Here is a 25,357-nt window from a genome sequence, read left to right on the forward strand (position 1 = left end):
ACCGCATGAGCGTCATCGCCAGAGCCGTCCTCACTCTGGAGAAGCAACGCTGAAAACGCTCAATGAGTGGTTGCGACCGTCACGGGCTCCGGGTGGCCAAGTTTTTCAGCCATCGAGCGGCGTCAAGCTCACAGCCGTGCCCGGAGTCCTCGGGCTCATCGATCCTACGAAGGACCAGCATGGGCCCGCGCCAGAACGGTAGAGCAAGCTCAGGAACCCTGGGAGAGAGCGGCGAGAAACCGCGTCACTGCTTCAGCAGTTGAGTCGACCGCGTACACAGGTCCGCGCGACTGGCCGCGCCCGTCTTGTTCATCAGGCTGGCGATGTGTTTTTCGACCGTGCGGGGCGAGATGAAAAGGCGCTCGGCGATGTCCTTGTTGCTCAGCCGGTCGGCGAGGAGCCGGAACGCCTCGTACTCGCGCACGGTGACGCCGAGGGCCCGCAAATGTTCGGGGATGCCGTCGGTGCCGCTGCGGTGCTGATGCACGGGGACACCGATCCGCCGCAGGGCGGCCCGGCAGGCGTTCGTGACGGCCGGCACCCCCTGCTCGTGGAAATGGTGTTCGGCCCGCCTGAGCCAGGCGACCGGCTCGCCCCATCCGTCCTCGTGCGCCGCGTCCGCGACCAGCCGCAGGCCCAGGTGCAGGGCGTTCGGATACACGGCGGCGTCGCGCAGCGCCGTGTCGATGCGCTCGGCTGCCCGCTCGCTCTGCCCCTCCCTGCCGAGCAGGACCGCATCCGCGAGCGTGACGAACTGGCGGTTCCACCGCATCTGTCCGGCCGCGGTGGCGGCGACCGCCCCGTACCGGGGGCGGTCCGCGTCCCCGGCCAGCACGTCCAACAGCACCCCCACACCGTGCGTGCCGCTCAGGTGGTAGGTGCTGGGATTGTGGCGTTCCAGCGCCGACACCGCCCCCAGCTCCTCCCGAGCCAGGTCGCGGTCCTCCTCCATCAGGGCGCAGAACGCGCGGGCCATGCCGAGCGTGAGCGGCTCCTCCTGCGAACCCGCCCCTTCCCATTCCGCGAACGAGCCGAGGGCCTCCTCCATCGCCCGCCTGTCGCCCCGGTGCGCCTCCAGCGACGCCAGCGACATCAGGAGATACCGGACAGCCGGGGCGAGTCTGAGCCTGCGGACGATCGCCAGGCACTCGACGGCGGCCTCCCGCGTCTCCTCGCGTGCGCCCCGCATCACTCCGTCCAGGACGAGAATGCCGTCCACGGTGTGAACGATGTTGATCGAGCCCAGCCGCAGTGCCTCCTCCCGGGCGGACAACAGGCCGGCGGTGTCACCTTCCGACAACCAGTCGTTGCCGCCGATACGGGTCGCGGCGTACATCCGCCGCAGCGGGAGCTGGTGCCGCTCGGCCGTGGTCAGGGCCTTTTGGAGCATGGCCCGGGACTCCTGCGGGTCCTGCTCGCGGGCCACGGTCGCCAGCAGCTCCCAGGCCTGGCAGGCGACCGCCGGCAGCGCGTAGCGCTCGGCGGCGTCGGCCGCCGAGCGCGCGAGTCTCTCCGCCTGCTGGGTGCGGTCGGTGCCGGGGGTGTCAAGGGCGAGATAGGCGGCGGTGACGTCGACGGACGCTGCCGCCGCGGCGTCCGGGCTCGTCCCGAGCACCTCGCGGGCCCGGTCGATCTGCTGGTTCCCGTCGTTCCAGCGTCCCGCCGTGTGAGCCACTTTGGCCAACCGGGTGTGCAGGATCGCCAGACGAGACGCGCCCAACCCGGCGCTGTCCAGGGCGTGCAGATGCTCGACCAGGTCGAACGCCCGGTCGAAGTCGCCGGACTCGGCCAGTGCGGGCAGCAGTGGTTCCAGCGCGCTCGCTCTCTCCTGCGGGTCACCGGCCCGCGCCAGCAGGGTTTCGGCCCGGCTGAGCAGGGTCACCGCCGAACCGAGCGCGCCCGCCGTCAGGGCCCGCCGTCCCGCCTCCGCGAACAGTTTTCCGGCCGCCGCGTCCTCGCCGGCCTCGGACCGCAGACCGGCGGCGAGCGCGCACCAGTCGCCGGGCAGCTGCGGGTGCAGTTTCTCCACCGCCTCCGCGCCCTGACGGGCCAGGTCCGCCCGCTGGCCGGGCGTCAGCTGGGTGAAAAGCGCCTCCACGGTGGGGGAGTGGCGAAAGGAATACCAGTCCGGGGCGGGCTCGTCCGGAACCACCAGCCGGGCGGCAACGCCGGCCTGGAGGTGGCTGAGCAGCGCTCGGTCGTCGACCCCCGTCATCTGCTGGAGAACGGTCAGCGGGAACCGTCTGCCCAGCACGGCCGCCGCCGACAGCAGCGTCAGGCCCTCCTTGCCCAACCGATCGATGCGGCGCAGGATTCCCCGCGCGAGAGCGGAGGAGACGTCACCCCGCGGATCACCGACCGTTCGCCAGCCGTCCGGTCCCTGCACCAGGGTGCCCGCGCCGATCATCGACTGGAGTAACTCCTCGACGAGGTACGGGCTGCCCGCGCTGCCCTCCCACAACTGCTCGAGCACCGCGGCCGGCACCTCCTCCGGGGAGGTGCCCAACTGACCCGCCACCAGATCGAGAACCTGGGTGCGGGTCAGTGGTGACAGTTCGAGGACCGAGGCCGTGCCGCGCCGACGGGCCGACTGGGCGAGGTCCAGGGCGTCGCTGAAGTCCGTGCGTGCGGTGGCGAGCAGCAGAACCGGGCTGTACTCCAGGTTGTCCACGAGATACTCGAGGACGCCCAGCGTCTCGGGATCGGCGTCGTGCAGATCCTCAAGCACCAGGAGCCGGCCCCGGCCGTGATCGGTGGCCATGAGCAGGCGCAGGATGGCCTCACCCAGGATGACCATGGAACTGCTGTCGCCCGCGCCGGTGTTCCAGTCGGGTATCAGTCGTCCGAGCACCGGTCTGTACGGCCCCAGGGACAGGTCGTCCAGCGATTCGCCGGTGCGGAACAGCGACATCAACGCCTCGGTCAGCGGCCGGAACGGAATCGCCGGGCCGGTGGTGCTGCTGCGTCCCCGCAGGACGCCCATCCCGGCCCCGACCGCGCTGCCCACGACCTCGGCCGCCAGCCGGGACTTGCCGACCCCGGCTTCGCCCACCAGGAACACCACGCCGCCGCGCCCCTGCCGAGCTTCGGACAAGGCGCGTCCGAGCAGCCCCAGTTGGGCATCCCGGCCGACAAGAGACGATGCTTGAAGGCGCATGATCTCCAAGCATAATCGGATTATCCGAAAGTGCGGGGGCCCTCGGCTTTCCGCTGCGGTCCGCCCGGCGGGCCCGCCTGCCTGCCGGGCGGCCGGGGAGGTCAGTGGGGCGCGGACACCGAGGTGTCGATCGAGCTCAGCGTGATGACGATTCCGCTGGTGAGGACCATCCCGGCCAGGACGCGGGCGCGGGCGCAAGCGCGGTTGCGGCCCGAGAGGGTGATGCCGCCCGCAGCGTCCTGCCCTTCGACGGCAGTCGGGGTGACGTCGGTCTCGGCGGGGACGGAAGCGACGTGGTCGGAGTGCAGGTTCCGCAGGTCCATGAGGGGACTCCTTCGTGGGAGATGTGCCGAGTGAGCGGGAGGGAACGGAGAGGAGAAGAAGGGGAGCAGCCGCCGTGCGGCCGACCGTGGGGGCTCGGCCTCAACAGCTGTGCGCGGTGGCCGGGTTCGGCGGACGGGAGTGCTCCAGCAGGAGCGCTGACGGGACACGGTCGGGGGAGCAGAGGCGGAGCAGCCCGTACCCGATGCCGGCGAGGCCGGTCAGCATGCCGGGAGAGGGCACTTGGTCAGGGGTCGCGCAGCGGTGCTGCTGACCTTCGATCGCCGCGAGCAGTCGGCCGCCGGTGCGGGTGAGCGCGGTGGACGCCGTCGTGTCGCCGCGGCCGGCGAGGACCGACAGGGCCTCCACGGCGCCGAAGGCGCCGTGGCCGGCGCTCAGATCGGAGCCGTCGCCGAGCGCGGACAGCCGGGCGGCGAGCCCGGCCTCGTACCGCGGCAGGTGAACGGCCGCGGCGGCGATGCCGGGCAGGCCGGCGATCCACGACGTACCGTGCGCGGCAGCCCCGGTCGCGGCGGCGGCTTCGTTCGCGGTTGCGGTTTCGGTCGCGGCGGCGGCCGAACGCAGCAGCCCGGCCGCCGCCTCCCGGCGTCGCCCGTCGGTCCGGTGGGCAGCGTGGCGCCACAGCGCCCAGCCGATGCCCGCGGCTCCGTCGGCGAATCCCGCGGTGCCCGCGCCCTTCGCGGCCGCGTCCGCCAAGGCGTCCGCCAGCGCGTCGGCCAGTTCCAGGGCGCGGGGCGCGCCCGTGGCCTCGTGAGCGGCGACCGCCGCCGCCAGGGCCCCGGCGGCGCCGTCCGCGAACCCGTCATCCGGGCAGGCCGCCACGGAGTGTTCGAGTGCGGTGAGCGCGTCGGGCAGCGAGTTCGCGAGGTCCGCGTCGAGCAGGGCCGACAACCGGATCAGGCCGTACAGGATGCCGCCGATCCCGTCGTACGCTCCAGGTCCCACCACGGCACACAGTTCGGGGTCGGCGGCCAGCATCTTCAGCAGCGTCGGCAGCGGCTGCACCGCCTCGTGGGCGAGCGCCGTGTAGCGGTCCGCTCCCGCGAGGAGCCCGGCCTGTGCGAGGAAGAGCGCGACCCCGGTGTATCCCTGGCCGAGTCCGGCCCCCATTGGCAGGACCGACCAGTGACCGCCCGGCAGGCGTTCCAGGCCGATCCAGTTGGCCCGGCCGCCGGACCGCACGGCGCGGGCGGCGATCTCGTCGGCGATCCCGCAGGCCGCGGCGAGCAGCCGTGACGGCTCGGGCACCACGGCCGGCAGGGGAGCCGCCACCAGCTCGGAGCGTGGGCGCACCAGCGGGGACCCCGCCTCGCGGGCCGCGAGGGCGGCCGCGACGATCCACTCCTGGTTGCGGCAGTCGACCTCGTCCATCCGGCTGATCTTGGCGCGAACGGCCTCGATGCTCGCCATCGGCAACAGGTTCGGCAGCCAGGTCCCACCCGCTGCCCGTACTTCCGTTCCGGACGGCCGGTGGACGAACAGGGGGACGTCCCCGCGCCACAGGTCCTCAATCTCGTGCTCCACAAGGCGGCCGCGCGCCGGGTCGTGCGCCGACTCGGTCCACAGCACCGCGAACGCGGCGTCCCGGGCGAGCGCGTCGCCGAGCAGGGCCGGGTGCGTGGACTCCTCCAGCAACGTGGAGTACAGCCGCGTGGAGCGGACGATCAGCCGTGCGGGGCTCTCCGCGTGCCGGGTCAACAGACCGTCCGGCGCGGTCAGTTCGTCGCCGTGCGCATGGATCGCGGCGTAGGTGGTGCGGAAGCCGTCAAGGAGCGCGGCGCGGTGGTCGGCGCCTTGGAGACGGTGCCCGGTGGGCAGTGGCTGGTTCTGCGCGGCGGGACTGATCACCGGGCCCCGCACGACCCGCATGGTGTCCAGCCCGCTGTCCTTCCAGCACAGGCCCTCGCTGGGGTACGCGCCCTGCTCGGAGCGGCCCAGCGCGGAGATGTCCAGCGCGCCGTGCTCACCGATCAGCAGGTGGGGCAGCAGACACGTGCGGTGCACGGAGGCCTGGAGGGCGTCGGCGGCCGGATCCGCTCCTGCCGTGGCGGCCTGCGGAAGACCGGTGTGCAGCAGGGTCTCGGCGTCCACAAGCACGGGCTGGTCACCGGCGGCGATGAGGTTCTCGTAGTGCATGTCGGCGCCGTCCACCGCGTACAGCAGGGACAGCAGCGCGCCCTGGCGCCGGTAGAAGGCGTCCGCCTCGGACATCGATCCGCACCAGCGGTGCTCGATGTACTCGAGCCAGCCGTGTTCCTGTCGCCGTACCGTGCGCGGAGTGCGCAGTTCCAGGCCGGCGACCCGCCCGGTGAGCCAGTGCGCCAGGTCGTCGAGGAGGGCGTGCTGCCCGAGGGGACGCGGCTTGTAGACCGCCCGTGAGCCGTCCGCGAACTCCAGCACCGCCACGGAGCGCCCGCCGCAGTGGGCGTCGCCGCGGCCCAGGTCGACGCGGGTGAGCGGACCGGGGTCGCGGCCGGCGAGCAGGACGGTCACCAGTGCCTCCCGGTCGGTGTGCAGCCGCAGGCCCAGTTCAGCGACGGCGTCGGCGGCGTCCAGTGCGGCCTGGCCCAGCAGCCGGGCCAGCACTGGATAGGCGGTGAACAGGGTCCGCAGGCCGTCCGCGCTGCCGCAGGCGGCGAGGAAGGAGGCGAAGCGATCGCGAGAGGTGGCCCCGGGGAGCCGTCCGGCACGCCGGGCGCCATCGAGTTCGCGGACGAGTGTGCGGGCCGCCTGCCGCGCCATCCGGCTCAGCAGCCACTGCTCGAACGAGGCGCGCAGCACGGTCCGTTCCACCGAGGGGAGTGGCGCCAGGCGCCGGTCGAGGGCGGCCGAGGCGGGCACCACCAGCGGTGCCACAACCGGTGCGAACACCTCGGGTCCGGTGGCGTCGTAGCCGAGCGCCGGGCGTGCGGTGGTGTCGGCGTGGATCAGGGCCTCTTCGACGTAGTCGGCCCAGCGCGGAGTGCCGGCGCGGTCCGCCAGGTGTTCCGGTGCCTCCGCGACGAGCGCCCGGACGGTGAGTTCGTCGAGGCCCAGGTGGGCGAGCCGAGCCGCGAAGCCCGCCGTGTCCCCGGCCGCCCACGGGGCGCGGCCGGACGTGGGGGTCGTGGCTGACGCCGCGGGACGTCCGGGGGCGGCGACGCGCTCGCTGAGGGTGAGCGCGGGGGCCCACCAGGCGAGCGGCAGGTGCGCGCTTCGGGGCGTCGTGGGTGCGGCTGTTTCGATCACGGGAAGAACGTCCCAGACAATGCGCGACCCCCACATGGGGGAGCATCCCCCATATTCTCCGAAGGCCCCCCACCGGTGGGTGGGGGTCATCGCCCCGCCCCTTGGGGCAGGCGGCCCGGGCTCGCGGCGTCGAAGGTCGACTCCGCAGGTCAGGGCACGTACCCAGATGCCTCCGTGCCGCACGCCGCACACCGTGGCAGCTCGCTCCGGAGGTACGTCCTCGCCGTCGCCGGGCCGCTCACGCGCTCGGAGCCGGTGTCCCTGCGGGCGGCGGCAGGCGTGGCTTCCGGCCTTCCTCACCCGCTCCGCCGCCCTCACGCGGCATGACGACAGCGGCCGGTGTCCATGGACTCCGTGACTGCCCGCACGGGACGGGTGCCGTCGTACAGGGAGCCGTGCGCAGTGCGGAGCACCGCCCCACAACTTGGGTGGTCGGCCCGCATCCCCATGGCCCGGGCCTCCCGTCTACTGATGTCCGGTCGATGACCAGGCAGCGGTACGGGAGCGTGCCGTGACCCGTCGAACGTCGTCCGACTCGATGCGTGACCGACCACCAGGTGCCGTACAGCCGAGACAACAGGAGTGAAGGAATGCGGACCTCTCTGGGTATCGACCCCCTCGCACGGAGCGTCTATCTCGCCATGGTCGACCTGCCCGGCGCCGGAGTCTCCGAGCTGGCGGAGCGGCTGAAGGAGGACGAGGAGACGGTCCGGGAGCGGCTGGAGCGGTTGTCGGCCCTCCTGCTTGTGGTTCCCGGGGACACCGCCTCCGGCTGGCGGCCGGTCGCCCCCGAGGTGGGCCTGGCCGCGATGCTCGCCCGGGAGCAGGACGAACTCGCCCGCCACCGACTCCAGGTGGAGGACAGCCGCCTTGAGGTGAACCGGCTGTTGTCCGAGCACGCCCGCAACGGTCGGGACGGCATGCCCGGCGTCGAGTGGCTGGCCGGCGCGGACGCCGTGTGGCGGCGCGTCACGGAACTGGCCGAAGGGTGCGAGCAGGAGTGGCTGACCGTCGGTCCCACCGAACGGCTCGCGGTGTCCGTCACCGAGTCCGCCGGGCCTGTCGACGAGATCCTGTGCCGGCGCGGCGCGGCATCCCGCACGATCGTCCTGGAGAGCGTTCGCAACGATCCCGAGGTGATGGACCGGGTGCGGGGGAGGGCGGACAGCGTCGGATCCATCCGTACGCTGCCTTCGCTGCCCGCGTGGATGATCCTCTGCGACCGCACCCACGTCGTGGTCCCGGTCGCCACCGCCCGGTCCGTCGTCGGCGCCATGGTGTGCGGCGTCGAGTCGGTCACCGAGGCGTTCGCCGCCCTGTTCACCCGGCTGTGGAAGGAGGCGCTTCCGCTGACCGAGGCGCGCCCCCGTACCCGCGGCACTCTCTCGCTCCAGGAGCAGCACGTGCTGCGGCTGTGGGCGCAGGGCCTCACCGACGCGGCCGCCGCCCGCAGGATGGACGTCTCGCTGCGCACGGTCCGCCGGCTCTCCGAGAGACTGACCGATCGCTTCGGTGCGCAGAGCCGCTTCCAGCTCGGCGCCCTGGCCATCGCCCAGGGCGGCATCCAGGCCGAGGACATGGCCTGACGCGATCCGCGCCCGACCGTACGCCTCCACCGTCGCCACGACGGTGGGGGCGTACTCCGTCATCCGGCCGGTGCGAACTGCGCGTTGATCGCGGCCATCATCAGATCCGCGATGTTCTGCGCCAGTTCGGCGGGGGTCGGGTGGTCGAACACCGCCCGTACCGGTACGTCGACCCGCAGGGCCTTCCGCAGCCTCGACGCGACCTGGGTGGCGAGCAGCGAATGGCCGCCCAGCTGGAAGAAGCTGTCGTGGACGCCGACACGTTCGATGCCCAGAAGCTCCGTCCAGACGGCCGTGATGTGCCGCTCGACCGTGTTGCGCGGTGCCGTGTACGACGTCCCGAGGTCCGGCCGCCTACCGTCCGGGACGGGTAGGGCCGCCCGGTCCACCTTGCCGTTGGCGGTCAGCGGAAGCCGCTCAAGGAACACGAACCCGGCCGGGATCATGTAGTCGGGCAGGTGGCGTCCGAGATGCGCGTGCAGCTCGGTGATGCTCGGGGCGTCGGACCCGGTGGTCACCAGGTAGGCCACAAGGCGCTTGTCGCCGCGCACGTCCTCACGGACGATCACGGACACCTCGCCGACACCTGGGTGGGTGATCAAGTTGGCCTCGACCTCGCCCAGTTCGATGCGGTTGCCGCGGATCTTGACCTGGTGGTCGATCCTGCGCAGGAACTCCAGCTGTCCGTCCGGCCGCCACCGCACCAGGTCGCCGGTGCGGTACACCCGGCCGCCCACCTCCTCGGTCTCGAACGGGACGAACCGTTCCTCGGTCAGATCGGGCCGCCCCAGGTAGCCGCGCGCCACCTGGACGCCACCGACCAGAAGTTCGCCCGGAACGCCGACGGGCTGCGGAGCGCCGTGCTGGTCCACCACGAAGCACCGGGTGTTGCCGACCGGCCGGCCGATCGGCGGAACGGTGTCCCCGGGGACGCACACGGTGGACGTGGCGATGACCGTGGTCTCCGTCGGGCCGTAGTTGTTGACCACCCGGAACGGCAGCCGGGCGAGCGGCGGCATGCGCAGCCGGTCGCCGCCGGTCAGTACGTAGTCGAGGGTGGTGTCCGGGTCCCAGTCGAGCGCCGCCAGCGACTCCAGCATCGGCGTCGACAGGAACGTGGCGTGGATACGCTGCTCAACCAGCCAGTCCCGCAGCATGTGCGGAGCGAGCCGGACCCGCTCGCTGGTGACGCAGCAGGTCGCACCCCGGGTGAGGCCGAGCCACAGCTCCCACGCCGCCGCGTCGAACCCGACCCCGGCGAGCAGCCCGATCCGCCGGCCCGGCTCGAGTCCGTACTCGGCGGCGGTCCAGTGGACCAGGTTGACCAGGCTGCGGTGCTCGACCTGGACCCCCTTGGGACGGCCGGTCGAGCCGCTGGTGTAGATGAGATAGGCCAGGTTGTGCGGGCCGGCGGTGGGCTCCGGGTCGGTGACCGGCACGCCGTCCAGCACTCCCCCTTCGGCGTCGCACTCGTCGAGGAACAACAGCTGTACACCGGACGGGAGCCGGTCCGCCCGCGCGGTGTCGGTGAGGACGACCGGGGTGCGCGTGTCGCGCACCATGTAGGCCAGCCGCTCGACGGGGTACTCCGGGTCCAGGGGCACGTACGCAGCCCCGGCCTTCAGCACCGCGAGTTCCGCCGTCACCAGGTCGGCGCCACGGCCCAGGCACACCGCCACGGGCATGTCCGGCCGCACCCCGTACCGGGTCCGCAGGTGGTGGGCGATCCGGTTGGCGCGCGCGTTGAGTTCGCCGTAGGTGAGCGTGACCTCCGCCGAGTCGACGGCCACGGTGTCCGGCTGCCGGGCCGCCCGCTCCTCGAAGAGGCCGTGCACCGTGGCCCGGTCCGGACAGGCGGTGGCGGTGTCGTTCCACTCGACGAGTGTCGTGTGCCGCTCGGCCGGCGTGAGCACGCACAGCTGCGACAGCCGGGACCCGGGAGCGCCGGCGACCGTCTCAAGGAGCGTGCCCAGGTGGCCGGCCAGCCGCTCGACGGTGTCCTGCCGGAAGAGGTCGGTGCGGTACTCGAGGGTGCCATGCAGACCGCCGGCCGGGCCCTCGGACATGATCAGAGTCAGGTCGAACTTGGCGTCCGGCGGCGTAACGGCGAACGGCTCCACCTCGACACCGGGAAGGCTCCAGGTGTGGCCGTCCGGTGTGTTCTGGAGCGCGAACATGGTCTGGAACAGAGGGTTGCGCGACGGGTCGCGGTCGGGTGCCAGTTCCTCCACCAGGCGCTCGAAGGGAAGGTCCTGGTGGTCGTACGCGCCGAGCGCGGTGTGCTTGACCCGGTCGATCAGCTCGGTGAACGCGGGATCGCCGGACAGGTCGGTGCGCATCACGAGGGTGTTGACGAAGAAGCCGATCAGGTCCTCGGTCTCGGCGCGGTTGCGGCCGGCGACGGGGCTGCCGACCGTGATGTCGTCCTGCCTGCTGTACTTCGACAGGAGCACCTGGAACACCGCCAGGAGCACCATGTACATGCTGGCGCCGTTCGCCGTCCCCACCGCCCGCAGTCGCGCGGCGACCTCGGCCGGCACCTCGAACGCCACGGTGGAGCCGCCGCCTTCGGGCGGTCCCGCCGGGCGTCGGTGGTCGCTCGGGAGCTCCAGTGGCTCCACCCCGGCGAGCCGGTCGCACCAGTACGCCAGTTGGTCCGTCAGCACGCCACCGGCCAGCCGTTCGCGTTGCCACACGGAAAAGTCCGCGTACTGGAGCAGCAGTTCGGGCAGACCGGTCGGTTCCACCCCGGCCGCCGCCGCCCGGTATCCCTCGCGCAGCTCCCGCGCCAGGATTCCCTCCGACCATCCGTCGGCCGCGATGTGGTGCACCGACAGCAGGAGGAACGCCTCGTCGTCGGCGAGCCGCACCAGGTGCGCCCGCAGCAGCGGACCCGTGGCCAGATCGAACGGGCGACCGGCCTCGGCCTCCGCGAACCGCCGTGCCTGCGCGAGTCGTTCTTCCGGATCGACGACGTGACGCAGATCGTGGACGGCCGTGCCCACCGGTGCCGCGGGATCCACGACCTGACCGGGCTCACCGTCCTGGGGGACGAAGCGGGTCCGCAGGACCTCGTGCCGCGCCACCATCGAGGTGAGGGCGGCGTCCAGGGCCGGCATGTCGAGTACGCCACGGACGTGCAGCGCGAACGGTACGACGTACTCGGCGCGCCCCGGCTCCAGCTGGTCCAGGAACCACAGCCTCTGCTGGGCGGAGCTCAGAGGCAGCGGCCCGCCGGTCCGCGCGACGGGGGTGATCCGCTCCGTGCCGTCCGTGTCGTCCGTGTCGAGCTCGGCGACGAGGGCCGCGAGGCCGGCCACCGTGGGCGCCGTGAACAGGGCCCGTACCGGCACCTCCACGCCGAGCGCGGCCCGCAGCCGCGAGGTGACCTGGGTGGCAAGGAGCGAGTGACCGCCCAGTTCGAAGAAGTTGTCGTCGACACCGGTGACGTCCGTCCCCAGCACCGACGACCAGGCCGTGGCCACCGCGCGTTCGGCCGGTGTGCGCGGGGCGACACCCCGCTCGGCCGAGCGGGGCTCCGGCGCGGGCAGGGCGCGCCGGTCCACCTTGCCGTTCGGGGTGAGCGGCAGCCGGTCAAGGACGACGAACGCGGACGGCACCATGTAGTCGGGCAGGTCACGGCGGAGCCGGGCACGCAGACCCTCGGCGGTCGGCGCCTGCCCATCCGGTACGACGTACGCCACCAGGCGCTTGTCACCCAAGGCGTCCTCCCGCAGGATCACGGACGCGGTCGCGACATCGTCGCCGGCCAGCAGCACCGACTCGATCTCGCCCGGCTCGATGCGGTGACCGCGCAGCTTCACCTGGTCGTCGAGCCGCCCCAGGAACTCCAGTTGCCCGTCGGGCAGCCACCGCACCCGGTCCCCGGTCCGGTAGACGCGCCGGGGTGAGCCGTCGACATCCACCGTGACGAACCGCTTCGCGGTCTGGTCCGGCAGCCCCTGGTAGCCACGCGCCAGTCCGGCACCGCCGACCAGCAGTTCGCCCGCGACGCCGATGGGTACGGGGCGGTCGTGCCGGTCGACGACGTGGACGACGGTGTTGCGTACCGGCCGGCCGATCGGCGGCACCGGCACCCCCGGCTCCACCTCGGCCGAGGTCGTGACCACTGTCGACTCGGTCGGCCCGTAGTTGTTGATGACGCGGAACGGCAGCCGAAGCCCGGCCGGCAGGTGCAGTGCGTCACCGCCGGTGAGGACGTGGGCCAGCGAGGTCGGCTCCGACCAGTCCAGGGCGGCCAGCGCCTCCAGCATGGGCGTGGAGAGGAACGTGCCGTGCACCCGCCGCCCCGCCAGCCAGCGCTGGAGCAGCTCCGGTGTACGCCGCACCGTGTCGTCGGGGACGCACACGGTGGCGCCGGCCGCCAGCGCGGGCCACAACTCCCACGCCGCGGCGTCGAAACCGAGACCGGCGAGGTGCGCGACCCGTCGGCCCGGTGCCGCGCCGAAGCTCTCCACCGTCCAGTGGATCAGGTTGACCAGGCTCCGGTGCTCGATCTGGACGCCCTTGGGGCGGCCGGTCGACCCACTGGTGTAGATGAGATAGGCCAGGTCGTCCGGGGCCGCGGCGGGCTCCGGGTCGTGCGCCGCCAGATCCTGGACCAGCGGCCAGTCCCGGTCGGTGAGGAAGCGGTGGGGTGTGCGGGGCAGCAGAGCCGCGTGCGCGGCATCGGTCACCACGTGCGCCGCCCCGGAGTCCTCGATCATGAAGGCGAGCCGGTCGGCCGGAAGATTCGGGTCCAACGGCAGGTAGGCGGCCCCCGACTTCAGCGCCGCGAGCAGGGCGGCGATCTGGTCGGGCCCGCGCTCCAGGCACACGGCGACCACCCGGCCGGCCCCGGCGCCGAGCGTCCGCAGGTGCCGGGCGAGCCGGTTGGCCCGCTCGTTCAGCTCCCGGTACGTCAGCTCCCCGGCCTCCGACAACACCGCCGTCGTGGCGGGAAGTTGTGCGACACGCTTCTCGACGAGCCGGTGCGCCGTCGTGGGCTCGTCCGCAGAGAGGGACGCCACCCCGGACCACTCGGCCAGCACACGGACGCGCTCGGCCCCGGTCAGCACCTCCAGCTCCGACAACCGACGGCCCCGGTCCGTGACCACCGCTTCGAGCAGGGTCGTGAAGTGACCGGCCAGCCGGGTCGCCGTCGCGGGGTCGAACAGGTCCGTGGCGAAGACCAGCTTCCCCTCGAGCGAACCGTCGGGCCGCTCGGTGAGGAACAGTGTCAGGTCGAACTTGGCCTCCTCCGTCCGCACCGCGAACGGCTCGACCCCGAGACCCGGCAGGCCCCACGCGTTCCCGTCCGGAGTGTTCTGGAGCACGAACATGGTCTGGAACAGCGGGGTGCGGGACAGGTCCCGCTCCGGCGCCAGTTCCTCCACCAGGCGCTCGAAGGGAAGATCCTGGTGGTCGTACGCGCCGAGCGCGGTGTCCCTGACCCGGTCGAGCAGGTCACCGAAGCTGGGATCGCCGGACAGGTCGGTGCGCATCACGAGGGTGTTGACGAAGAAGCCGATCAGGTCCTCGGTCTCCGACCGGTTGCGGCCGGCGATCGGAGTGCCGACGGCGATGTCCTCCTGCCCGCTGTACTCCGCCATGAGCAGCTGGAACACCGCGAGCAGCGACATGAACAGGCTGGCGCCCTGCCCCGCCGCCAGCCGCCGGGCGGCGTCGACCATGTCGGCGGAGACGGTGAAGGCGACCTCGTCACCGCGGCCCGAACGCTCGGCCGGCCGGCGCCTGTCGGTCGGCAGTTCCAGCGGTGGGAGACCGGCGAGCCGCTCGCGCCAGTACTCCGCCTGTCCGTCCAGCTCGGGGCCTTCCAGGGTCGCGCGCTGCCAGGCCGCGAAGTCCGCGTACTGGAGTTCCAGCGGGACGAGGCCCGCGTCGCGGCCCGTGACCGCCGCCCCGTACAACTCCCGCAGTTCGCGCGCCAGGATGCCTTCCGACCAGCCGTCGGAGACGATGTGGTGCAGCGCCACAAGGAGGAGCCACTCCTCCTCGGCGACACGCACCGCCACCGCCCGCAGCAGCGGTCCCGTCGCCAGGTCGAACGGCAGCCCCGCCGCCTCCCGCAGGATGCCGAGCGCCGCGTCGTCACCGAGGTCCCTCGCGTCGTGCACCTGAACGGCCACCTCGCGCGGCGGCTCGACGATCTGGACCGGACGACCCGCACCGTCCGCCACGAACCGGGTCCGCAGGATCTCGTGCCGGGCGACCAGAGCCGTCAGCGCGGCCGCGAACGCGTCCGGTGCGAAGGGCCCCGTGACCCGCAGCCCGGCCGGGACCACGTACTCGGCTCGTCCGGGATCCAACTGGTCCAGGAACCAGAGGCGTTGCTGGGCGAACGACAGCGGCACCGGTCCCGCGGGCCGCTCCGGGCGCGGCGCCGTCGCCTCGCGGAGGATGCCGGGCGCGTCGAGGGCGGCCGCCAGCGTCGCGGGGGTCCGCGCCTCGAACAGAGTGCGGTGGGAGACGTGTACGCCCAGGTCCCGGCGGAGTCGGGAAGCGACCCGGACGGCCAGCAGGGAGTGCCCGCCCAGCTCGAAGAAGTCGTCGTCGATGCCCACCGGGTCCACGCCCAGCAACTCGGCCCAGATGCCGACGACGGCCGCCTCAGTGGAGGTCCGGGGCGCGGTGTACGCCGTGGTCAGATCCGGCCGCCCGCTCTCGGGCGCCGGCAGCGCCTTGCGGTTGACCTTGCCGTTCGGTGTCAGAGGAAGCCGCTCCAGCGTCACGTACCGGGCGGGCACCATGTGCTCGGGCAGCTCCCGCGACAGTGCCCGTCGCAGTTCGGGCGCGGCCGGGCCGGTCTCACCCGCCGGCACCAGGTACGCCACCAGGCGCTTGTCGCCCGGGACGTCCTCGCGGACCACGACGGTCGCCGCCGCCACGCCCGGCCGGGCCAGCAGGGCGTTCTCGATCTCGCCCAGTTCCACCCGGTGGCCGCGCAGCTTGACCTGGTCGTCGATCCGGCCGAGGTAGACCAGCTGCCCGTCCGGCAGCCACTTCACCAGGTCCCCGGTGCGGTACACCCGAGCGTCCGGGTCCGTCGAGAACGGGTGGGGTACGAATCGCTCCGCCGTCAGTTCCGGCCGCCCCAGATAGCCGAGGGCCACGTTCACGCCGCCGATCAGCAACTCACCCGGCACACCCACCGGTTGCACCTCGCCGTGTGTGCCGACCACGAACACCTCGGTGTTGTCGATCGCGCGGCCCATCGGCACGTGGTCCGACGCCGGGTCCACCGAGACCGTCCGGCTGACCACGTTGCCCACGGTCGCCTCGGTCGGCCCGTACTCGTTGACGACGGCCGTGTCGTCCGCGCCGCTCGTCAGCACCCGGTGCGTCAGCGCCGGCGTGAGGTCCTCGCCCCCCGCCACCATGGTCGCGACGGCGTGCCGCAGACCCTCCCGCTCCAGCCGGGCGACCAGCAGCTCCAGATGGGAGGGGGTCGCCTTGAGGAAACTGACCCGGGCGCCGGCCGCCACGAGATCCACGGCCGCGTCGAACACCGTCTGCCCCGGGCCGGGGTTCGGTACGACCAGGCGCAGCCCCTGCACCAGCGGCAGGAACAGGGCGGTGACCGTCAGGTCGAACGCCGCTGACGAGCACAGCAGTGAGCCGATCTCGGCGCCGGGCGCGGCCGGGTAGTTGCGGTCGCACCAGTGCAGGTAGTTGACGACTCCCCGGTGCGCCACACGGACGCCCTTGGGGCGGCCCGTGGAGCCTGAGGTGTAGATGACGTAGGCCAGGTCGTCGGGGCTCGCCTCGACCGCCGGGGCCGAGCCGTCACCGCCCGGCCAACCGCGGTCGGTGAGCAGCAGATCGGACCCCGGCGCGAACAGATTGGCGTGTCCCGACTGGGTGATCACCACGGGCGCGGCACTGTCGCCGACCATGTAGCGCAGCCGCTCGGCCGGGTACGACGGGTCCAACGGCACGTAAGCGGCACCGGACTTGAGTACCCCGAGCAGAGCGCACACCAGGTCCGGGCCGTGGTCCAGGCACACCGCGACCAGTGCGCCCGGTCCGACGCCCCGCCCGCGGAGGTGGCGGGCGAGCCGGTTCGCCCGCTCGTCCAGCGCGCGGTAGGTCAGCAGCCGCCCGTCGTGCTCCAGGGCGACCGCGTCCGGCTGCCGGGTGGCCCGCTCCTCGATCAGGCGGTGAACGGTCGAGGTGTCGGGGAACGCGGACCGGGGGCCGTTCCACTCGGTGAGGATCCGCGTCCGCTCCGCCGCCGTCAGCATTTCCAGCGCGGCCAGTCGCGCCCCCGGTGTCGCGGCGGCGGACTCGGCGAGGACTCCGAAGTGGTCTGCCAGGCGCTCCGCCGTCGCCCGGTCGAACAGGTCCGTGCGGAAGCCCAGGACACCCCGCAGCACGTCACCGTCGGCGGCCAGCTCCAGGGTGACGTGCGCCTTCGGTGCGAACACGGCCGGCTCGTCACCCGCATCGCGCCACGCGAACCAGGGAGCACCGTCCAGCGCACCGTCGGCCGCCTCGGCGAGCGCCGCGTACGCCAGTCCGCCGCGCTCTCCCCTGGCCTGTGCGACGCCGGCCAGCGCGTCCTCGAACGGCGGGTCGCCCTCGGGGCCCCGTACCGCCAGCATCCGTCCGCCCTCGCCCCACACCACCACGGGGACATCGCCCCGGCCGGTGTGCCGTGCGAGCAGTGCCTGGAACACCGTCAGCAGAACCGCCGAAAGATCCGTCCCCCGCTCGCGCGCCACCGTGGACAGCGCCCGCGCGGTCACGGCGGGCACGTCGAAGAGAACCCGGTCCGAGGACCCCGGCCCGTCGTTCACCGGGCGCCGGTCCGCCGGCAGCTCCAGCGGCTCCAGGCCTGCCAGCGCGTGACGCCACTCTTCCACCTGGTGATCAGCCACCGTTCACTCCCCATCGTCAGCACGTTGTCAGCGGTACAAGCGGTTCAAGTGATGCGTGCGGTACAAGCGGCCGGCCCTTCAGAGGCGGCGCCGCGGCCACCGGCGCCGGAGAGACGTCCGCGATGAGCACGTTAGGAGGTGGGTGAGGGCGCCCCCAGTGGGCACAAGTGACGCCCCGGCGGCTGGCCACAAGTGCCCAGTGCCGCGCGGGAACACCGCTGGCCACGATGGACGGCGTCACCCGCCGACAGCCCGGACGTCTGGAGCCGGCTCACCGAAGTGCCGCCCGACACCTTCGGGGCGGCAGCGACTTCGAGGGCTTGATCAGGCCGGGTCAAGCCCGGATGACCGGCCCGATCGCAACGGTCGCGGCCCCCTATGGTGTCGAGAGGAAAGCCGGTCGTGTACGTGCGTCACCAGCCTGCGGAGAGCCCGCCCCACGCGGTCCTGAGCACCATTCCCTCGGACTCGCACACCTGGAACCTGCTGTTCCTCCAACTCATCCTGGAGGAACAGGGATGGGAGGTAACCAACCTCGGTGCCTGCGTCCCGGTCTCCACCCTGGTCACCGAGTCCGCGGCGCGGCCCCCCGGCCTCATCGTCGTGAGCACCGTCAACGGCCACGGGGCGGAGGAGGCCCCGGCCCTGGCCCGCGCGGTACGCGTCGAGCCCGTCCTGGCCCGAGTGCCGCTCGTCATCGGCGGCAAGCTCGACACGCAGGGAGCCACCGTCCCCGACGCCCGTCCCGAGCTCACCGAGGCCGGCTTCGACGCCGTCCTGACCGGGCCGAACGCCGTACCGCGGCTGCTCGCCCTGCTCGACTCCCTGTCGCAGCGCGCGCACGGAAGGGTCCACGCCCATGCCGCCCGCTGATCCCGCCTCCGTCGGCGCGAGACCGCTCACCGGCCCCGCACCCGGTGGCGCCTTCCACCGCTTCATGGACGCCGCCGCGCGCTCCGGCACGCTCGTCGTCCAGCCCCGCATGGGCTTCGCGGACCCCGCCAGGATGCGCGCCGGTCTGCTCGCCACCCGTGACGCCGACGCCACCACCGTCGGCACCCTCACCCTCGACAGCTTCACCCGCGTCGGTGACTATGCCGCCGCCGCCCGCGCCGCCGCCCAGGGACACCCGCTGAACGGCTACCCGCTCGTGAGCATGCCCGTCGCCACCACCACCGGGCTGCTCGACGGCGTCCGCGGCGAGGACTTCCCCGTCCAGGTCCGGCACGGCTCCGCACAACCCGGCCGCATCGTCGAGGCACTGATCGACGCCGGCCTCGACGCCACCGAGGGCGGCCCCGTCTCCTACTGCCTGCCCTACGGCCGCACCCCGCTCGCCACCTCCGTGCGGGCATGGCGCGACGCGTGCCACACGCTCGCCGCGCTCCGGGCGTCCGGTGTCGAACCGCACCTGGAGAGCTTCGGCGGGTGCATGCTGGGCCAGCTCTGCCCACCGTCGCTGCTCATCGCCCTCTCCGTCCTGGAAGGAATGTTCTTCCGGCAGAACGGCCTGCGCAGCATCTCTCTGAGCTACGCCCAGCAGACCAACGCGGTGCAGGACGAGGAAGCCGTCCACGCCCTGCGTGCCCTGGCCGCCGAACACCTCCCGGACACCTCCTGGCACGTGGTCGTCTACGTCTACATGGGCGTCTACCCGGAGACGAGACCCGGCGCGCTCGCCCTCGTCGCGGACGCGGCCCGGCTCGCGGTACGGACCGGAGCCGCGCGCCTCATCGTCAAGACGGCCGCCGAGGCCGCCCGCATCCCGTCGATCGCCGAGAACGTCACGGCGCTGGAGACGGCGACAAGCGCCGCACACTCCGCGCGGCGCACCGCTCCGCCGCCGTCCACCGGCATCGAGGAGGAGGCCCGCGCCCTCGTGCGGGCCGTCCTCGGCCTGCACGACGACCTCGGTCAGGCCCTCATCCGGGCCTTCGCCCGCGGCTACCTCGACGTCCCCTTCTGCCTGCACCCCGACAACGCTGGCCGCACCCGCAGCATCATCAGCGAGCAGGGCCGCCTTGAGTGGTCCGACACCGGATCGCTGCCGCTCGGCCCCACCGCCACCGTGCACCGCTCCCGGCGCCTGACCTCGTCGGGGCTGATGCGCGCGCTCCAGCACGTCAAGACCCGTTACGACGGGCCCGCCGACTCGCTCGCCCGAGCGAGCTGACCACCCGTCAATTCCCCTCTCCCGCAGCCCTCCCGGGCCGGTGAACCGTACGTCAACCGGACAAGGACCGACATGACGCTCCAGATCGATCACCCCCTGACATCCACCGCCGCTCCCGCCCTGCCCTCGCCGCTGGAGCACCTGCGCGACCCCCGCACCCGGGCGGCCCTGCGCGTGCAGCAGGCCCTGGTCGCGGGCGCCCGGGCCTACCTCCGCGGCGACGACGCGGTGGAGATGGCCCACCCGATCATCGGCCCCGTCACCGACCCCGGCTCGCGCGGCGCCAAGCAGGTGGACATCGACTACTACGGCCACCGCTACAAGCTGATGACCAGCGCCATCCTCTACAAGCAGGCGTCCCTCCTCGCCTACGACCGCATCTTCCTCATCGCGCCCAACGTCCGCCTGGAGCCGGTGGAGACCAGCTCCACCCACCGCCACCTCTCCGAGTTCCGGCAGATCGACGTCGAGTACTCCGGTGCGACCCGCGACGACGCCATGGACATCGCCGAAGGGCTCGTCCGCCACTGCGTCACCACCGTCGCCGACGAATGCGCCGCCGAACTCGCCGTCCTCGGCCGGGACCCCGACACCCTGCGCCGCTTCGTCGCCGAGCCCTTCGCCCGCGTCCCGCACGGCGAGGTCGTCGAACGCCTGCGCAGCGACGGCTACCCGCAGGCCGCCGGCACGGAGATCGAGTGGGAGGCCGAGGAACGCATCTCCCGCAAGGCCGACGCCCCCTTCTTCATCGTCGGCTACCCCAAGGGCTCCCGCGGCTTCTACGACAAGGAGAGCCCCGACGAGCCCGGCACCCTGCTCAACTTCGACCTGATCGCCCCCGAGTCCTGCGGCGAACTGTGCAGCGGCAGCGAGCGCGAGAACGAGTACGCCACCTTGGTCACCCGGATGCGGGAGACCGGCGAGAACCCCTCCAAGTACGCCTGGTACCTCGATGTCGCCCGCCACGGCATCCCCCGCAGCGCCGGCTTCGGCATCGGCCTGGAACGCCTCACCCGCTGGGTCTCGGGCCTCGACTCCGTCTGGCAGGCCACGGCCTTCCCGAAGCTCGCGGGGGTCGTGTCCCCGTGACGTACCTGACCGCACCCGGCCTGCCCGAGGACGCCATCCGAGCCCGCGCCCGTGACGGAGCCGCCGCCGTCTTCCCGCCGGCCGACAGCTACGGCACCGCAGTCTTCGGCGGAACCCGCGAACCGGGCGACGAGATCGACGCACTGCGCCTGGCCCCGCCCGTCTTCATGCCCGGCCGCCTCGCCAAACTCATCGACCTCGGCCGCGAACCCCTTTACTCCGACGTCCGCCTCACCACCGCCCTCGGCGGCTTCGACGCCCCCGTGCCCGTGTACGTGTCGGCCCTCGGCTCCACCCGCGTCGCCGGCACCAGTCTCGCCCTCAGCCGCCAGGCCGGACGCCTCGGCATCCCCATGGTCATCGGCGAGAACGTCGCCCCGATGAACGGGTTTCGCAGCAGCGGCGACGACCACCGCAAGGGCCTCCTTGAACGCATCCTCGCCTACTGCGAGGAACTCCCCGACGGTGTCGGCGGCGTCTGCGTCCAGCAGAGCACCGAGGACGCCGACTCCGAGGTCTGGAACCAGGTCTACAGCGATCCCGCCGTCTCCGGACTCCTCACCACCGGCCGCCTCGGCTTCGAGATGAAGGTCGGCCAGGGCGCCAAGCCCGGCCTCGGCGGCCTCACCATGATCAGCGAGACGGTCGCCGCCGACCTCGACGGGCAGTACGCCGTCGAACGCCTCGCCCCCGACGGGGGAGCGGTCCTGCGCTGCTCCAGTCCCGGCACCTTCACCGACGAGATCTTCCGCCGGCAGATCCAGCTCATGCGCAACAACTACCCGCGCGCCCGCTGCTGGGTGAAGCTCTTCCCCGGCCGGGACGTCGGCCGCGCCGCCGCCATCGCCTGGGAGGCGGGCGCCCACGCCGTCACCGTCGACGGGGCCGAGGGCGGAACCGGCTGGGCCCCCACCGGCTTCCTCGGCCACGTCGGACTCCCGCTCGCCGAGTGCCTACGCCGGGTGGATCCCGCCGGCCACACCCTGCTCGCCAGCGGACGCGTCTGGGACGGCATCCGCGCCGTCAAGCTGCTCGCCCTCGGCGCCCGTGCCGTCGGCCTCGGCCGCGCCGCCCTGGTCGCCGCCGACGAGGATCCGGACCGCGGACTCGAACGCCTCCTGGGCGCCATGGCCCTGGAGATGCGCATGGCCGTCAGCTCGCTCGGCAGATACGCGGCCGACGAGACCGGGCCCGAGGACCTGTGGAGGCCCGAGTCATGATCTACGAGCACACCTACGAGCTGGTCACCGACGACCTCTTCGTCCGGCTGGCCCGCGTGGTACCCGGCGCCGACGTCTTCCTCAAGATCGAAGGGCTCAACCCGGCCGGCTCGGTCAAGCTCAAGACGGCCCTGAGCCTCGTCGAGGACGCCGAGCACCGCGGGGTCCTCACCCCCGGAGCGCGCGTCATCGAGTCGTCCTCCGGAAACCTCGGCATCGCCCTCAGCTCCATCTGCGCCACCAAGAGATACCCCTTCACCTGCGTGGTCGACCCCAACACCAACGACATCAGCATCGACCACATGCGCGCCCTCGGCGCCGAGGTCGTCGTCGTGGACACCGTCGACGCGGGCGGCGGCTTCCTCCAGTCCCGCATCGCCCACATCCGGCGGCGCGTCGAGGCCGACCCCTCCATGGTGTGGCTCAACCAGTACGCCAACCCGGCCAACCCCCGAGCCCACTACGAGCAGACCGCGCGCACCCTGCTCAAAGAACTCCAGCACATCGACTACCTGTTCGTCGGCGCGGGCTCCACCGGTACCTTCGTCGGCTGCTCCCGCTACCTGCGCGAGTACTCGCCGGACACCCGGATCGTCGCCGTCGACGCCCTCGGCTCGATCATCTTCGGCGCCCCGCCCGGACCCCGCCGCATCCCCGGCCTCGGCGCCAGCCGAGTCCCGGAACTGTTCGAACCCGGCCTCGCCGACGAGGTCGTGCTCATCGCGGAGGAGGACGCGGTCCAGGAGTGCCGACGGCTCGCCCGCACCCACGGGCTCCTGGTCGGCGGGTCCACCGGATCCGTCCTTGCTGCGATCCGCCAGTACGCCGACGCGTTCCCGTCCGGCTCCCGGATCGCCGCCATCTCACCCGACCTCGGCGAACGCTACCTCGACACGGTCTACAACGACGCCTGGGTGGGCCAACACATCGGTGTCCTCGCCTGATCAGCGTCCCGCGCTTCTCCCACCCGCGAAAGGCACCCACGCATGTCGACTTTTCACGTGATCGACGGCACCGTCGCCCAGGACGTCATCACCTCCGCGCCGTCGGAGATCCTGGAGATCGTGCGGGACACCTATCTCCAGCACAGCCGCGGCGCCACCGTGAACCCCGACAGCTACTTCCTCCGCTTCCCCGACAATCCCGGCGCCCGCATCATCGCCCTCCCCGCCCACCTCGGAGGCGAGGCACCCGTGTCCGGCCTGAAGTGGATCGCCAGCTACCCGGAGAACGTGCGGCAGAACCTGCCCCGCGCCTCCGCCGCCCTGCTCCTCAACGACGCGGAGACCGGATACCCGTTCGCCTGCCTCGAAGCGTCCCTCATCAGCGCCGCCCGCACGGCCGCTTCCGCCGCGCTCGCCGTGGAGACCCTGGCCCCCGACGAGGCGCCGCGCACGGTCCTCTTCGTCGGCGCCGGCATCATCGGCCGCACGGTCTCCGACTTCCTCGCCGCCCGTGGACTCAACGTCCGCGAGTGCCTCGTCCACGACCATGTGGACGCGTACGCCGAGAAGTTCGCCGCCTACACGGCCGACACCCACGGATGGCAGGCCAGAGCCGTGTCCGAGATCGACGCGGCCCTGGCCACCGCCGACCTGGTGGTCCTCGCCACCACCGCGCCGGCGCCCTGGCTCGCGGACGGCCAGACCCTGCTGCCGGACCAGCTCATCCTGAACCTGTCCCTGCGCGACATCCACCCCACGGTCATGGTCAAGTGCCACAACATCCTGGACGACATCGACCACTGCCTGAAAGCCCAGACCTCCCCCCACCTCACCGAGACGGAGTACGGCACCCGCGACTTCATCGACGGCACCCTCGCCGACGTCCTGCGCGGCACGGTCGTCCTCGACCGTGATCGCCCGACCGTCTTCTCCCCGTTCGGCCTCGGCGTTCTGGACCTGGCGGTCGGCTGCCACATCTACCGGACCGCCCTGGACACCGGCCGCGCCACCGAAGTTCCCCACTTCTTCCCCGAGTTGACCCGCTGGTGAACTGACCGCCGCGCTTCGCCTCTTCGCCCCGGTCCCGGGGTCCCTCCGCTCCCATCGGAGGGACCCCGGGACCGGGGCGTTCCCGCGTGTACGGACCCGGGGCACCTCCTCGGACGGTGCCCGCGCCGTGAGGGCGAACTCTTCCTCCACCTCGAGTGGTGCCGCGGATGCCACTGCCCGGTGCCCGCGCACAGGAACTGCCCGGCCGGTCCTCATATGTGACGGGGGCCGGCCGGAGGGGCGTGACCACCTGTCCGACTCCTCCTGGCCCTCGGGACACTGGCAGCACAGAGCCGCCCCCCGCGTGCGCGGGAGGCGGCTCTGTGCTGGTACCTGTCAGGCCGGCAACAGCACCCCGGCCTCGCGGCCGGCGCCGTCCGTCACGGCCTCCCGTACCGCCGCGGCCACCACGGACAACTGCTCCTCACCCTTGACCATCTCCATGTGGCGACCCGGGATCGGGCGAACGTCCAGGCCCAGCGGGTAGAGCCCCTTCCAGTGAGCGACGTACCGGGCCTGCGGCACCTCGTCGCCACTGCCATGACGCACCGTGTCGCTGACGAACAGGGTCGCGGGAGCCGCCGAGCCTTCGGGCCGGTAGGCGGCGAGCGAGCGCACCTCGGCCTCCAGGACCGCGTAGGGCAGCCACTCGTCGAGCGTGATCGCCGACTCCTCGATGTTCATCTCCGGAGCCAAGCGCTTCATCTCCCCCTCTGTGGCGACCCGTTGATCTCCGGTCTGGTCCTGACCCAGCCGCCAGAGGTCGTTCACCCGGCGGTACACCTCGGCGTGCCGCTGGAACCGGTCCTGCTGGTCGTCCCCGGTGACCGCCGGCTCCAGCAGCAGCAGGGCGGCCACCGCCTGCGGGTCACACACCCCCATCGCGTGCGCGATCACCGCGCCGGTCGACCAGCCGAGGATCGTGCACGGGCCCTCCGGCTGCACCCGGCGGATCTCCCGCCAGTACCGCTCCGCGACGGCCTCGAAGCCGACGAGCGGCGACTCACCCTCGTTCAGCCCCGGCGCCTGGACCCCGTACACGGTGAACGCCCCGGCCAGGCGCTGCGCGAGCCCGCGGTACGGATGGGTGCTGCCGCCTCCGGGGTGCACGCAGAACAGCCGGGGCAGGGCGGGGTCGTCCTCGGACGAGAGCAGGACGACCAGCCCGCCGGGTCCGGTCCCGGCCTTCACCTCCGGTGCGTCCAGCACGGCGGCCAGACCGGCCACTGTCGGATGCCGCATGATCTGCTGGAGGGCGACGGGCAGCCCGGCCTCCCGGATCCGCGACATCATCCGCACCGCGCTGATCGACTGCCCGCCGAGCGCGAAGAAGTTGTCGTGGATGCCGACGGTCTCGATGCCGAGGACGTCCGCCCACGTCCCCGCCAGGGCGCGCTCGGTGTCGGTACGCGGGGCGGTGTAGGCGTTGGCGAGGTCCGGGCGTTCCGAGCCGGGGGCGGGGAGGGCCTTGGTGTCGATCTTGCCGTTGGGGGTGAGGGGGAGTTGGTCGAGGGTGATGTAGGTGGCCGGGATCATGTAGTCGGGGAGCTGCTGCCGGAGGTGCGCGCGCAGGGCGTCGTTGTCGACCGGCTTGTTCGTGACGATGTATGCGGTGAGTTGTTTGTTGCCGGGGGTGTCTTCGCGGAGGGTGATGGTGGTGGTGTGGAT

At 72.5% G+C, this 25,357-nt stretch carries 12 protein-coding genes; 7 read left to right on the forward strand and 5 right to left on the reverse strand.

The window, feature by feature from the left end; genetic code table 11:
• Window positions 1-244: 244 nt before the first annotated feature.
• The 3 genes from ABD366_RS37030 to ABD366_RS37040 form a co-directional block, all read right to left on the reverse strand.
• The gene (locus ABD366_RS37030) at window positions 245-3,157 is read right to left on the reverse strand and encodes a helix-turn-helix transcriptional regulator (RefSeq protein ID WP_324770495.1); all 2,913 of its coding nucleotides are present in this window, start codon (window positions 3,155-3,157) and stop codon (window positions 245-247) included.
• Between the two features lie 101 nt (window positions 3,158-3,258).
• A complete protein-coding gene (locus tag ABD366_RS37035; protein WP_324770494.1) occupies window positions 3,259-3,480 on the reverse strand; it encodes a hypothetical protein in 222 nt (73 codons plus the stop codon).
• 100 nt (window positions 3,481-3,580) lie between these two features.
• Window positions 3,581-6,727 carry a type 2 lanthipeptide synthetase LanM family protein gene (locus ABD366_RS37040; protein ID WP_344443261.1) on the reverse strand — a complete coding sequence of 1,049 codons (3,147 nt, stop codon included), beginning with the start codon at window positions 6,725-6,727 and terminating at the stop codon, window positions 3,581-3,583.
• 590 nt (window positions 6,728-7,317) lie between these two features.
• On the opposite strand from ABD366_RS37040, the gene ABD366_RS37045 reads away from it, so the two are divergent.
• Window positions 7,318-8,313: a helix-turn-helix transcriptional regulator gene (locus ABD366_RS37045; RefSeq protein ID WP_324767587.1), complete on the forward strand. Its 996-nt coding sequence runs from the start codon at window positions 7,318-7,320 to the stop codon at window positions 8,311-8,313.
• Window positions 8,314-8,372: 59 nt separating this feature from the next.
• On the opposite strand, the gene ABD366_RS37050 is transcribed toward ABD366_RS37045, so the two are convergent.
• On the reverse strand, window positions 8,373-17,213 hold the full coding sequence (locus tag ABD366_RS37050) for a non-ribosomal peptide synthetase (RefSeq protein ID WP_324767588.1): 8,841 nt from the start codon (window positions 17,211-17,213) through the stop codon (window positions 8,373-8,375).
• A gap of 402 nt (window positions 17,214-17,615) precedes the next feature.
• On the opposite strand from ABD366_RS37050, the gene ABD366_RS37055 reads away from it, so the two are divergent.
• The 6 genes from ABD366_RS37055 to sbnB all read left to right on the forward strand — a co-directional run bounded on the left by ABD366_RS37055 (window position 17,616) and on the right by sbnB (window position 23,689).
• Window positions 17,616-18,086 carry a cobalamin B12-binding domain-containing protein gene (locus tag ABD366_RS37055; protein ID WP_324767590.1) on the forward strand — a complete coding sequence of 157 codons (471 nt, stop codon included), beginning with the start codon at window positions 17,616-17,618 and terminating at the stop codon, window positions 18,084-18,086.
• Window positions 18,073-19,386, forward strand: coding sequence for a methylaspartate mutase (locus ABD366_RS37060; protein ID WP_324767591.1), 1,314 nt, complete (start codon window positions 18,073-18,075; stop codon window positions 19,384-19,386). The genes ABD366_RS37055 and ABD366_RS37060 overlap by 14 nt, the downstream gene beginning before the upstream one ends.
• Before the next feature lie 72 nt (window positions 19,387-19,458).
• A complete protein-coding gene (locus ABD366_RS37065; RefSeq protein ID WP_324767592.1) occupies window positions 19,459-20,475 on the forward strand; it encodes an asparagine synthetase A in 1,017 nt (338 codons plus the stop codon).
• Entirely contained in the window at window positions 20,472-21,695 is a 1,224-nt protein-coding gene (locus ABD366_RS37070) for a glutamate synthase-related protein (protein ID WP_324767593.1), read from the forward strand. The genes ABD366_RS37065 and ABD366_RS37070 overlap by 4 nt, the downstream gene beginning before the upstream one ends.
• Window positions 21,692-22,639, forward strand: coding sequence for a 2,3-diaminopropionate biosynthesis protein SbnA (sbnA, locus tag ABD366_RS37075; RefSeq protein ID WP_324767594.1), 948 nt, complete (start codon window positions 21,692-21,694; stop codon window positions 22,637-22,639). The genes ABD366_RS37070 and sbnA overlap by 4 nt, the downstream gene beginning before the upstream one ends.
• Window positions 22,640-22,681: 42 nt before the next feature.
• On the forward strand, window positions 22,682-23,689 hold the full coding sequence (sbnB, locus tag ABD366_RS37080; protein WP_324767595.1) for a 2,3-diaminopropionate biosynthesis protein SbnB: 1,008 nt from the start codon (window positions 22,682-22,684) through the stop codon (window positions 23,687-23,689).
• Window positions 23,690-24,025: 336 nt separating this feature from the next.
• On the opposite strand, the gene ABD366_RS37085 is transcribed toward sbnB, so the two are convergent.
• A partial coding sequence (locus ABD366_RS37085) for an alpha/beta fold hydrolase (RefSeq protein ID WP_344443265.1) occupies window positions 24,026-25,357 on the reverse strand: 1,332 nt, incomplete at its 5' end.

This window comes from Streptomyces kunmingensis, from assembly GCF_039533535.1.
GTDB lineage: Bacteria > Actinomycetota > Actinomycetes > Streptomycetales > Streptomycetaceae > Streptomyces > Streptomyces kunmingensis.

What these genes read in the sequence shown, in the direction of transcription:
- ABD366_RS37030 (WP_324770495.1), bottom strand. Translation starts at nt 3,157, where the DNA reads ATGCGCCTTCAAGCATCGTCTCTTGTCGGCCGGGATGCCCAACTGGGG.
- ABD366_RS37035 (WP_324770494.1), bottom strand. Translation starts at nt 3,480, where the DNA reads ATGGACCTGCGGAACCTGCACTCCGACCACGTCGCTTCCGTCCCCGCC.
- ABD366_RS37045 (WP_324767587.1), top strand. Translation starts at nt 7,318, where the DNA reads ATGCGGACCTCTCTGGGTATCGACCCCCTCGCACGGAGCGTCTATCTC.
- ABD366_RS37060 (WP_324767591.1), top strand. Translation starts at nt 18,073, where the DNA reads ATGCCGCCCGCTGATCCCGCCTCCGTCGGCGCGAGACCGCTCACCGGC.
- ABD366_RS37065 (WP_324767592.1), top strand. Translation starts at nt 19,459, where the DNA reads ATGACGCTCCAGATCGATCACCCCCTGACATCCACCGCCGCTCCCGCC.
- sbnA (WP_324767594.1), top strand. Translation starts at nt 21,692, where the DNA reads ATGATCTACGAGCACACCTACGAGCTGGTCACCGACGACCTCTTCGTC.
- sbnB (WP_324767595.1), top strand. Translation starts at nt 22,682, where the DNA reads ATGTCGACTTTTCACGTGATCGACGGCACCGTCGCCCAGGACGTCATC.